Annotated in this window: 13 protein-coding genes; 5 read left to right on the plus strand and 8 right to left on the minus strand. The window is 31.4% G+C overall.

What is annotated here, in order from left to right:
- Positions 1 to 54: 54 nt before the first annotated feature.
- The 5 genes from ACNFIH_RS00580 to ACNFIH_RS00600 form a co-directional block, all read right to left on the minus strand.
- Positions 55 to 1,929, minus strand: coding sequence for a M56 family metallopeptidase (locus ACNFIH_RS00580; protein WP_426485031.1), 1,875 nt, complete (start codon positions 1,927 to 1,929; stop codon positions 55 to 57).
- 5 nt (positions 1,930 to 1,934) lie between these two features.
- Positions 1,935 to 2,303, minus strand: coding sequence for a BlaI/MecI/CopY family transcriptional regulator (locus ACNFIH_RS00585; protein ID WP_132990905.1), 369 nt, complete (start codon positions 2,301 to 2,303; stop codon positions 1,935 to 1,937).
- Positions 2,304 to 2,342: 39 nt separating this feature from the next.
- A complete protein-coding gene (locus tag ACNFIH_RS00590; RefSeq protein WP_426485032.1) occupies positions 2,343 to 3,968 on the minus strand; it encodes a M56 family metallopeptidase in 1,626 nt (541 codons plus the stop codon).
- Between the two features lie 6 nt (positions 3,969 to 3,974).
- Positions 3,975 to 4,343 (minus strand): BlaI/MecI/CopY family transcriptional regulator, encoded by a 369-nt coding sequence (locus ACNFIH_RS00595; RefSeq protein ID WP_426485033.1) that lies wholly within the window; start codon positions 4,341 to 4,343, stop codon positions 3,975 to 3,977.
- A 163-nt stretch (positions 4,344 to 4,506) separates the two neighbouring features.
- A complete protein-coding gene (locus tag ACNFIH_RS00600) occupies positions 4,507 to 5,727 on the minus strand; it encodes an MDR family MFS transporter (RefSeq protein ID WP_426485034.1) in 1,221 nt (406 codons plus the stop codon).
- A gap of 101 nt (positions 5,728 to 5,828) precedes the next feature.
- Here ACNFIH_RS00600 and ACNFIH_RS00605 point away from each other — a divergent pair, with 101 nt between their 5' ends.
- The 5 genes from ACNFIH_RS00605 to ACNFIH_RS00625 all read left to right on the plus strand — a co-directional run bounded on the left by ACNFIH_RS00605 (position 5,829) and on the right by ACNFIH_RS00625 (position 9,545).
- On the plus strand, positions 5,829 to 6,428 hold the full coding sequence (locus tag ACNFIH_RS00605) for a DUF1684 domain-containing protein (protein WP_426485035.1): 600 nt from the start codon (positions 5,829 to 5,831) through the stop codon (positions 6,426 to 6,428).
- Positions 6,428 to 7,075, plus strand: a complete 648-nt coding sequence (locus ACNFIH_RS00610) for a TatD family hydrolase (protein WP_426485036.1) — start codon at positions 6,428 to 6,430, stop codon at positions 7,073 to 7,075. The genes ACNFIH_RS00605 and ACNFIH_RS00610 overlap by 1 nt, the downstream gene beginning before the upstream one ends.
- A 49-nt stretch (positions 7,076 to 7,124) precedes the next feature.
- On the plus strand, positions 7,125 to 7,847 hold the full coding sequence (locus tag ACNFIH_RS00615; RefSeq protein WP_426485037.1) for a tRNA threonylcarbamoyladenosine dehydratase: 723 nt from the start codon (positions 7,125 to 7,127) through the stop codon (positions 7,845 to 7,847).
- A gap of 121 nt (positions 7,848 to 7,968) precedes the next feature.
- On the plus strand, positions 7,969 to 8,631 hold the full coding sequence (locus ACNFIH_RS00620) for an HAD family hydrolase (RefSeq protein ID WP_426485038.1): 663 nt from the start codon (positions 7,969 to 7,971) through the stop codon (positions 8,629 to 8,631).
- 71 nt (positions 8,632 to 8,702) lie between these two features.
- Positions 8,703 to 9,545 carry a DUF2911 domain-containing protein gene (locus tag ACNFIH_RS00625; RefSeq protein WP_426485039.1) on the plus strand — a complete coding sequence of 281 codons (843 nt, stop codon included), beginning with the start codon at positions 8,703 to 8,705 and terminating at the stop codon, positions 9,543 to 9,545.
- 234 nt (positions 9,546 to 9,779) lie between these two features.
- Here ACNFIH_RS00625 and ACNFIH_RS00630 read toward each other — a convergent pair whose 3' ends face one another.
- The 3 genes from ACNFIH_RS00630 to ACNFIH_RS00640 form a co-directional block, all read right to left on the minus strand.
- Entirely contained in the window at positions 9,780 to 10,409 is a 630-nt protein-coding gene (locus ACNFIH_RS00630) for an MCP four helix bundle domain-containing protein (protein WP_035643595.1), read from the minus strand.
- Positions 10,406 to 11,038: a hypothetical protein gene (locus tag ACNFIH_RS00635; RefSeq protein WP_426485040.1), complete on the minus strand. Its 633-nt coding sequence runs from the start codon at positions 11,036 to 11,038 to the stop codon at positions 10,406 to 10,408. Before ACNFIH_RS00635 ends, ACNFIH_RS00630 begins: the two co-directional genes overlap by 4 nt.
- Positions 11,039 to 11,263: 225 nt before the next feature.
- Positions 11,264 to 11,596, minus strand: coding sequence for a DUF805 domain-containing protein (locus ACNFIH_RS00640; protein WP_426485041.1), 333 nt, complete (start codon positions 11,594 to 11,596; stop codon positions 11,264 to 11,266).
- Positions 11,597 to 11,601 lie beyond the last annotated feature (5 nt).

The following is an 11,601-nucleotide window of genomic DNA, read 5'->3' on the forward strand; positions in this document are numbered from 1 at the left end:
TTAATAGAAAAACCAGTGTTTTTGCACTGGTTTTTACATTGTTATTTGAAAATATTAAGCTTTCTTATCTGCTTTCTCTGCTGCTCTTCTGTCTCTTTCTTGCATCTTCATATCTTTAGCATGCTGTTTCATTTGTTTTGCATGTTCCTTCATATCTTTTTCATGCTGTTTCATGTCAAGTTCATATCGTCTCATGTCTAACTCATATTGCTTCATGTTATTTTCGTAATCTGAGTCATTGCCAAATTTCATTTTCATGTCGATATTGAATTTATCCATGTTCATATTGAATTTTTGCATGGCAATTTCATATTGTTCCATTTGTTTTTCAAAAATGGCTTCACGTTTAGACATGATTTCTTCTACTGCGTCACCATATGCAGACATAGCATCGATGTTAGGTTGAAATTTTTCCATTTTTTTCTCAAATTCAGCCATTTCTTTTTCAAACTGAGCCATTGAAACTTTATCTTTTGGATCTCTTGGTGCTCTAGGAGGTTTTGGCATTTTCGACATATCAATTGCTGGAGCTGGAGGAAGTGCTCCTGCAGGGAATACTGGTGGTGTAGGAGGAACTGGCGCAACCATACCTGGAGCACTTGGCGGAGCAGGTGCGTCTGGAGCTTCTGGAGCATCAGCTGAATTCTTAAAATCTGTTATAACTACATTTTGAGTTTTAACCATTGTTGGCGCTTCAGGGCTTTCTTCAGTAGTTAAAGTGACGTTTTTAGCACCATTATCATTAGTGTCTAACACAATACTGCAATCTTTTATTGCTTTTGTGCTGTTTACTTGTATAATTTGTTTTTTGCCGTTTTCTTTAACAATCTGAATTTTGATACTTGTAATTTCGTTGTTGCTGTTTCTTTTTAAATCTGAAATTACTACATCAATATTGTGTTCTGATTTTAATTTTGTTGTTAAGTCTTTTAATTCCTGATCTGTAGTCGATTTAGTAATTTTAAAAACTTGAGTATCCTCATTTTTTACTGAAGCAGTTTTTTCTGCCAAAGCCTTTTTCTCCTGAGCAATCGTTTTTATTTGGAATAAAAATACAAAAGCTGCGAGGGCCGGAATTACAGCGTAATATTTCCAGTAATTCCATTTTTTTGATTGATTTTTGTTTAACATGACAATTCGTTTTTTGATTAATGATTGATAAAAGTGATTGGTGATTGCAACACAAGTTTCATGTGTTGTTATTTTTAAAAGCGTATACTGATACGCTTTTTTGTCTGATAATTTTTTTGATGCTTCGTTATCGGCAATAAATTCTAAATTTTGCAAAATTGCTTTTTTGTAAAGCCAGATAATTGGATTGAACCAAAAAAGAATGCAGAAAATTCTAGAAATTATTACATCAATAGTATGATGTTGATCGCTGTGCACTTTTTCATGTTCTAAAATACTTTGCAGTTCTGTTTCGCTGTACAGTGATGAGTTGTAAACGATATAATCGAAATAAGAAAAAGGAGCAATGTTTTCAGTAACATCAACAAACTTGAAATCTTCTTGCTGTTTTATTTTTTTTCCTTTTAAAACCGAATTTAAACTGTAGAAATCAATTGCGAATTTTAGCATAAAAGCAGCAAATCCTATTGCATAAATTGCGAGTGAAACCAGATTCCAGTTTATTTCAAAAGGTTCTTCTTCGACAACCGGCAAATGATTATATGTTGAAACATAATTATGACTAACAGAAGCAGTAGCATTCTGAACAACCGGTGAATAAAGTATAGGAGCGGGATCAACCCAAACTACTTTAGTATAAATCACAAAAGGCAAAACAACTGAAGTGATTAATCCGGCCAATAAAAAATATCGGTTACTGGTGAAAAAAGTTTCTTTACGCAGTAAAAAATAATAAGCAAAATAGAATAAAGCTATTAAACTGCCAGACTTGATGATAAAGGTGAAAAGTGCTTCCATAACGATTATTTTTCTTCTTTTGGATTTTCAATCATTGCTAAGATTTCTCGTAATTCGTTTGCCGAAATTTTCTCTTCTTTGGCAAAAAACGAAACCATGCTTTTATAAGAGCTGTTGAAATAATTATCAATTGCGGTGCTCATAAAACCTTTTCGGTATTCTTCAATACTCACAATTGGATAATATTGATGCGTATTTCCAAAAGCATTATGACTGACATATCCTTTTTCTTCAAGATTGCGCACAATAGTCGAAAGCGTGTTGTAATGCGGTTGTTCTTCAGTGATTTCAGCCTGAATTTCTTTTACAAAAGCTTTTTTAAGCTTCCATAAAATATGCATTATTTCTTCTTCTTTGTTGGTTAACTTTTGCATTATTTTGGTTTTGGCTGTTAATTAATGGGTTAGATGTATTTATTTTTTTGTTTCTATAATAACAACACCGTCTTTCGCTTCTTCTCCGTATTTTTTTATGGCATTTTTCCCAGTCAATACTGTTACAGTTTCCATCTTTAACTTATTCATATCATCAATCGTAACTATATTTTTTGTTATAGTTCCATCAACAATTACTAATGGTGGTAAGTTATTAGAAACATTTGTGCCATTTCTTAAAATCATAATACTGCTATTTGACTTACCGTCACTATTTGTGCTTACGCTGACAGATGTATTAGTATTAGCGTTAACATTTACATTTATATTATCGCTAGTATTTGTGCTACTACTTGTAGTAACGCTTGTATGAGTATTATCAGTAGTTTTAACATCAGAGTTTATTTTAGAATTTTCAACACTTTTTACTTTAACTTTTCTTTCTTTATTGACAACTTTTATCTGATTTTCTAAATTTTCAGAAACAAAATCAATTTTTATAGATCCGTCATCTTCTGTTGTAACAATAATTTGGCAATCTTTAATGGCTTTGCTTCCATTAACCATAAAAGTTTGGTTTTGTTCAGAGCCTTTTTTTACTGCAACTCTAATAGCAGTAATTTCGTTATTTGAGTTTCTTTCAACATCAGAGATAGAAGCTACAACATCATATTTTTTCTTTAAATTTTCCGCAATTTCTTTTAATTCTTGATCTGTAGTTGTTTTGGTAATTTTATAAGTGTCTACAGATTTGCTTTCCTTTAGAACTTCTTTTTTGCTGACTTGCCTTTCTTTTGCAATTACTTCGACTTGAAATAACAAAACAAAAGCGGCAAGTGCTGGAATTACAACATAGTATTTCCAAGAATTCCTTTTTCGTGATTGATTCTTGTTTAACATAACAATTCGTTTTTTGATTAATGATTGATAAAAATGATTGGTGATTGCAATACAGCTTTCGTGAGTTGTGATTTTCAAAAGCGTGTATTGATACGCTCTTTTGTCTGATAATTTTTTTGCAGCTTCTTTGTCGGCAATGAATTCCAGATTTTGAGCGATTGCTTTTTTGTAAAGCCAGATAACTGGATTAAACCAAAACAGCAGACAAAAAATGCGGGCTACCAAAATATCTGCAGTATGATTTTGATCGCTGTGCACTTTTTCGTGCTCGATAATATTCTCTAATTCTGATGAAGTGTACATTGATGAGTTGTAAACTATATATTCAAAATAGGAGAAAGGAGCAATATTTTCGTTGGTATCAATAAATTTGAAATCAGCTTGTTGTTGGATTTTTTTTCCTTTTAAAACAGATTGCAGACTGTAAAAGTCTAAGGCAAATTTTATTAATAAGATAAAAAAACCGAGGCCATAAACTGCTAGAAGAACGTAATTCCAATTGATTTCAAAAGTTTCATTTGGAATGTTTTGAGAAAGAGGCACTTTAATTTGACTTAGATTAAAGTTCGAAACTGGAGTAGGGTTGACCAAAATTGTTTTGGTATAAAATAAAAACGGCAATAAAGCTGACGTTCCCAGACCTGCCAGTAAAAACCATCTATTGGTATTGAAAAATGTTTCTTTGCGAAGTAAAAAATGATAAACACAATAAAACATTACAACTAAACCTGCTGATTTTGCTATATATATGAAAAGTGCTTCCATAAATGACTATTTTTCTTCTTTCGGATTTTCTATCATAGCCAGGATTTCACGTAATTCTGCTGCCGAAATTTTTTCCTCTTTAGCAAAAAACGAAACCATATTTTTATAAGAACTATTGAAATAATTATCAATAGCGGTTTTCATATACTTTTTGCTGTACGCCTCTAAAGTGATTACTGGATAGTATTGATGCGTATTTCCAAAAGCATTGTGCGCTACAAAACCTTTTTCCTCAAGATTGCGAACAATAGTCGAAAGTGTATTGTAATGCGGCTGGTCTTCAGTAATTTCTGCCTGAATCTCTTTTACAAAAGCTTTTTTAAGCTTCCATAAAATCTGCATAATTTCTTCTTCTTTATTTGTTAACTTTTGCATGTCTCCTAATTTTAATTCAAACCTACAACTATTTTTGTAGTTACGCAACTATAAATATAGTTATTTAACTATTTTTTAAGTTTGAATTACCATTTAGGCGCGTGAAATTATTTCAATTTAAAATTAATAAATTGAATTTAAACGAGTTAAGTAAAAATAAACTTTATGATTTTTTTTTGGTATGTACCAATTTATTAAGCCAAAAACAGCAAAGTAATGCTAGTAAACCCAGTGTCCCCATAATCAACCAATTGATTTGGTAGTTATAATGCGCAATAATTTCCAGTCCCGTTTTAGAACTGACAATATGAGCCAGACTGAAACTCATGGTGTAAAAACCCATATATTGGCCTTCTTGACCTTTTGGTGCGCGACTTAATGCTACTGCATTCACAAACGGGAAAGAGAAAATCTCTCCAAATGTGAGTAATACAATGCTGATTACAAGAATTCCAACCCAGGAATCAAACAGTAAAATAAAGTAGCCAGCGGCAATAAAAAAACAACCGTAAGCAATATTTTTAATTTTATTTACTCCTTTTCGCTCCAGAGTACTTACAATGGGCATTTCTAATAGAAATACTAATAAACCATTTATAGATAAAAGCATACCAGTTTGAAATTCGCTAAGTCCAAACTTTTCATTATGATATAAAGGCAAAGTTGAAAATATTTGCAGAAAAACCATAAATGTAACAAAACTGATAAAAAGCAGTAACCAAAAAGGTTTGTCTTTATAGATGGATTTTGGCAAATCTGATAAAACGATATTTTCTTTATTTATTGATGTTTTCTTTTTTTCCTTAATATAAAATGCGAAAATTGAAATGGCAATCATACAAGTAATACCGTCAACCCAAAATAGGCCTTGATATCCCATTCCTATAATTATTAATCCGCCTAATGCAGGACCAGCAGTGAAGCCAAGATTTACTGCTAAGCGTACTAAAGACAATGCACGAACTCTGTTTTCTGGTTTTGCGTATACACTTAGTGACACAAACATGGCAGGACGAAACATATCTGAAATTGCCATTATTATAAACATGGCAAAACATAATCCCCAAAATGTTGTGACAAATTGTAATAAGATAAAGAGAATTCCGCTAGTAAAAAGACTGAAAATCATGATTTTATAAAATCCAATTTTATCACTCAATTTTCCTCCCAGCCAGGAACCTAACATAGAACCTAATCCAAAGGAAACCATAATCCAGCCCACTTCGCCATAAGTAAATTGTAAATCCTCTTTTAAATATTTAGATAAAAAGGGCAAAACCATTGTTCCTGCTCTATTGATAAAAGTAATTAATGCAAGAATCCAAACTTCGTCAGTGAAACCCTTAAAATTATTAATGTAGCGACCTAAGGCAGTTTTAAGCATTGTAGAATTATTCTTATTTGCAACAAAGTTAGGAAACTTTGTCACGTATTGCGGTTGTTGCTTTGTTACTTTTAAACTATTTTTGCATAAAATTTCTAACTATGAAAAAAGCGATTATTCTTATTGTCTGGATGATTTTTAGTTTTGGCTATAGCCAAAAAAAGTTTAGTTACGGTCAAGTTGCAAATTTCCAGACGACGATCAATTCTGAATATGCTGACGCTAAGACTAGTCCATTGATGGAAGAGGATTTGAAGACTTTTAAATCTTTAGATTTTTATCCGATTAATGGGAAATATTTTGTGGTTGCAAAATTTGAAAAAGCAAAAAATGAGAAAGTTTTCGAAATGAAAACTACAGGAACCCGAACTCCAAAATATATAAAATACGGAACGCTGTCTTTTACTTTAGAAGGAAAAGCACTGAAATTGAATGTTTACAGAAGTATTGATCTTTCGAAACAAGAACAATATAAGGACCATTTATTTTTGCCTTTTTCAGATTTAACGTGTGGAAAAGAAAGCTATATCGGCGGAAGATATATTGATTTGAAAATCCCGAAAGGAAACACAATTGCAATCGATTTTAATCAGGCATATAATCCGTATTGTGCTTACAATCACAAATATTCTTGCCCGCTTGTTCCTCTAGAGAACGATTTAAATATAGAGATTAAAGCGGGAGTGAAAACGTTTCATTAATGGATTTCTTTAACTTTCATACACATCAGTTTACGAATCAATCCAATGTTTTGGAATTGGTAAATCAATATCCTCATGAATTTGATACTTCAATTCCGTTTTATTCTATCGGGATTCATCCTTGGTACATTTCAGAAGAAAGACTAGAAACAGATTTGAAAATTATTGAAGAAAAACTACAAACAGAAAATTGTTTGGCAATTGGCGAATGCGGATTAGATAAACGAATTGAACAACCTTTTGAAATTCAGATTTCAGTTTTTGAAAAACAATTGGCTTTGGCCGAAAAATATAAAAAGCCAGTCGTAATTCATTGCGTTGCGGCTTTTCAAGAAGTGATAGAAATCAAAAAGAAATTGAAAATTTCGGTTCCAATGATTATTCACGGATTTTCAAAAAACAGTCAGCTTGCGAATCAGTTAATTGCAGCAGGATTTTATATTTCATTTGGCAAATATTTGTTAAGAAATCCAGAATTAAAAACTGTTTTTCAGAATGTTCCAAATGAAAAATTTCTGTTAGAAACGGATACAATTGAAGAAAATATTCAACAGGTTTATGGTTTGGCATCAGAATATAAAGGGTTAGATATAAAAGAATTACAAAGTATTATTTTAAGTAATTATAGAGATATATTTGAGAAGTAATAAGTTAAATCTCAAATAAGAAAACAAAAAAATAAACAAAAGATTATATATGGCAGAGTGGACAGAAAGAGCCGAGCTTTTATTTACAAAAGAAGGATTAGAGAATTTGCAGAATGCAAATGTATTAGTAGTTGGATTAGGCGGAGTTGGATCATTTGCAGCTGAATTTTTAGCGAGAGCAGGAGTAGGCAGTATGACAATTGTTGACGGCGATGTGGTTGATATTACAAATATTAACAGACAATTGCCAGCTTTGCATTCTACTGTAGGTGAACCAAAAATTACAATTGTTGGTGATCGTTTGATGGATATTAATCCAGAATTGAAATTAACTCGTGTAAAAGAATTTTTATCGCCAGAACGTGCTTTTGAAATCGTTTCCCCAGAATTTGATTATGTTTTAGATTGCATCGATAGTATTACTCCAAAATTGAATTTGATTATTGCGGCAAAACGCAAAAGAGTTAAAATCATAAGCAGCATGGGTGCAGGAGGAAAGATGTTGGCATCTAAAGTAAAAGTTGCAGATATTTCGAAAACAATCAACTGTTATTTTTCAAAAACAATCCGTAAGCGATTAAAAGCAGCCAAAATCAATAAATTAAAAGTGGTTTTCTCATCTGAAATTCAAGATGAAAAAAGCTTAAAACTAACTGACGGAAAAAATTTCAAAAAATCTTTCTACGGAACAAACAGCTACATGCCAGGATTATTTGGACTTCATGCAGCTGAAACAGTAATTCGTTATTTGATTGCAAATAAAAAAGAATAAAAAAGGTACTAAGATGCTAAGTTTCTAAGGTTCTAAGATTAAAAAAACAGAACTTTAAAAGATTAGCCTCTTAAAAACCTTAGAACCTTAGTCCCTCAGAACCTTAGCACCTTTAAAAAAAATGATTAAAACAGTAATTTTTGATATGGACGGCGTGATTGTCGATACAGAACCCGTTCATCGTTATGCATATTACAAACAATTTTCGGAATTAAATATTGAAGTTCCAGAGGAAATGTACACTTCATTTACAGGATTTTCAACCCGAAATACGTTTCAGACGCTGAAAGGACATTTCCCTGTAATTGAACATGAAGTAGAAGATTTGATTCAAAGAAAAAGAAATATTTTTAATGATGCTTTTGATACAAAAGAAGATTTATTTTTATTGGAGGGAGTTGAAGATTTGATTAAAGATTTATATGCTAACGGAATTCAGATTATTTTGGCTTCATCTGCATCAAAAGTTACAATCGAGCGTGTTTTTACAAGATTCAACTTGCATCAATATTTTTCGCATATCGTGAGCGGCGAAGATTTTCCACAATCAAAACCAAATCCGGCAATTTTTATTCATGCAGCTTCTTTGTCAATTGCTCCAAAAGAGCAATGTATTATTATTGAAGACAGTACAAATGGCGTAAAAGCAGCAAAAGCAGCTGGGATTTATTGTGTTGGTTACAGAAGCGAGAACTCTAATTTGCAAGATCTTTCAGATGCCGATTTAATAATTAATCATTTCAACGAATTAAACGCACAAAAAATATCACAGATAGCTGTCTGAATTAAGTTAAATTTAACATTTGTTAGCTGATTGAATTTGTAAATTTGAACAAAAACAAATAAAACTCTAAAATGAAAAAAATACTTATTGCATTTGCTATTTTATTAGCGCCTTTTGCTTCTGAAGCACAGATAAGAACACCACAAGCAAGTCCAAAAGCATACATCAAACAAACTGTTGGTTTAACTGATGTTGAAGTGACATACTCAAGACCAGGTGCAAGAGGAAGAGCAGTTTTTGGAAATTTAGTTCCGTTTGGGAAATTATGGAGAACAGGAGCTAACGAAAATACGATTATCAATTTTAGTGATGATGTTGTAATTGATGGAAAAACTTTGAAAAAAGGAAAATACTCAATTTATACGATTCCTAAAATTGAAAGCTGGGAGATTATTTTTTACTTGTCTACAGATAATTGGGGATTGCCAGAAAATTGGAGTGATGCTTATGTTGCCTTGAGAACTACAGTAAAAGAAGAAGCATTGCCAACTCCGGTTGAAACTTTTACAATTGGTATTAATGGTTTAGATCCAAATTTCGCTTATTTGGAAATGGCTTGGGAAAATTCTCATGTAGCGCTTAAATTTGAAGTTCCAACTGCAAAAGCTGCAACTGCAAGTATCGAAAAAACTTTGGCGGGACCAACATCAAACGATTATTATGCAGCAGCTCAATATTTATTTTCATCAAATGGAAATATCGAAACAGCAAGAACTTATGTTGACAAATCGTTGGATATGGTAACAGAGAAACCTTATTTTATCTTAAGACTTAAATCAATTATTCAGGCAAAACAAGGTGATAAAAAAGGAGCAATTGAGACAGCAAAAGCTTCATTGGCAGCAGCTGAAACAGCTAACAATCAAGATTACGTAAAAATGAACAAAGACAGTATCGCTGAGTGGAGCAGATAATTTGTTTAAAATTCTAAATATTAAAAATCCAAAGCTTTTGTTTTGGATTTTTTTTTGCGCTTTATTTAACCGCAAAGAACGCAAAGTATAGTTCTTAATAATAGCGCAAAGAACGCAAAGCGTTATGAAATACTCTTTGCGTTCTTTGCGTAAATCTTTGCGTACTTTGCGGTTACATTCTCATTTCAACCTAAAATCTAAAACCTGAAACTTGAAACCTGAAACAAAAACAACTTAATTCATACTAGGCGGTTCAGGAATTTTGATATTTCTTTTTGGTTTCTTTACAATCAGCAAATAAAACGTAATTCCACCAAGAATTATAAGAAGCGCTATTTCAAGCTGTCCCAAACTATTATTATCATTATACATAGCATTTGCACTTGCTAATTTTGCTTTCCCTTCTTTAATCTGAATTTGGGATAAAGATTCTAATGTTTTCAAAGCCTGTTCGCTCGCATAGGCGATTTTGCTCCAATTTTTATTTTCAACCTGATTATTTATTTCTTTACATGAAGCAAGGAAAGCATCAAAATGCTCTTTTTCCTTGTTTGTTAAAACTGTTTTTGCATAGAGATCATCAATATTGTGAATAATATCAAGTGTATGAATAATTTCATCTTTTTTAATAGTATCACTCAAATCCAGTTTTTCAGCTTCCGCTTTTATAAAATGCAGTTCTTTAGAATATTGAAAAATATAATGTGCCACAACCAATCGATCATTGTAAATCGCATTAATATTTTCATTCACTTTTTTAGAATTTTGAAGCGTGTTGAAATTGTTCAAAATAATAATCAGCATCACAATCAGCAAAATAAATGCAGCTTTAGCTTTGTTGCTATATTTTTTCAAATCTTTCATAATGATGTATTATAAAGAAACAACCCTTTGTTTACCATTTTATTATCTATAAGTTCAATACTTTTAACAGCTCCCAAAGGCGTTATTTTTATGGTTTTGCTTCCTTTAGCAGTATAAAAATAATAAAGACTGTTGGTGTTGATTAAAAAGATTTCTTCAGATTCGCCACTACTATAATTGATTTTATAATTGTACTTCTCTTTATGGTCTCTAATTTTTTTTGAAGTACCATAACCGCCTGCTAGCCCGTAACCAAAGAAAAATGAACAAAGTATCACGGCAAGCATTTTTACTGAAATACTATTAAGATAACTTTTAGTTTCTGCCGGAGATAGACCTTTAATATTTTTTAGTTCAAATGTTCTTATGATAAATTTCCTATCTCTATATTTTGCTATCAACGACGGTAAATTATAGTGAAATATAAATAGTGAAAGTATAAAAATTAAAACTATTGGATTTGAAGTAAAAGTAGCAATCGGACTAATTAATATGTCCATGATTGTAGAATATTTCAATATATTTATTCCTAATTGATAATGAAAAAAGCACTCTTTTACAATTCCCATTATAACAAGAAAAAGGTAACCAAAGGGAAGCAATTTTTGAATATCGTCTGAAATTTTCATTCGCAGTTTTTTAGTTTGTTTTTTGATGGCTTTTAAACTTACTAAAATAACATTTTTTACTTACAAATGCAGAAGAATTGAATTAGGAATAAAGTGTTTGTAATTTTTAGAAGCTATTTCCTGCTGTCCGCTATATCTTTTTTATGGCAGAAAAAGCCATAAAAAAGGATGCCGCTTCCATCAGGGCTAGGGCATCCTCGTTCTAAGAAGTATAAATTATTTGTTTTAAGCCTTAGTTTTTTTAGCAAGTAATAAAAATGCAATAAAAACAATATTCAAAACAGGAATAAAATTAAAAATAAGAAATGCAGGATTTGTATTTAAATCTCTCAATCTTCTAGCTGTAACGGCCTGCATCGGAACGAATGTAAATAAAACAATAAAACAGCTGTAGAAGAAATGCAAAATAGTTTCATTATTTAGATCAATCGTTTGATATAAATGCAAAGCAAACATCTGCATCAGAATTGTAAAAAATGCATAAATTCCATATTCAACTCTTCCTGATTTTTCTAAAAAGGAAGAATAAAAGAAAAGCATATTTCTAAAATATTTCATCTAGA

The organism is Flavobacterium sp. 2 (assembly GCF_049949195.1).
In the GTDB taxonomy this organism is placed as follows: domain Bacteria; phylum Bacteroidota; class Bacteroidia; order Flavobacteriales; family Flavobacteriaceae; genus Flavobacterium.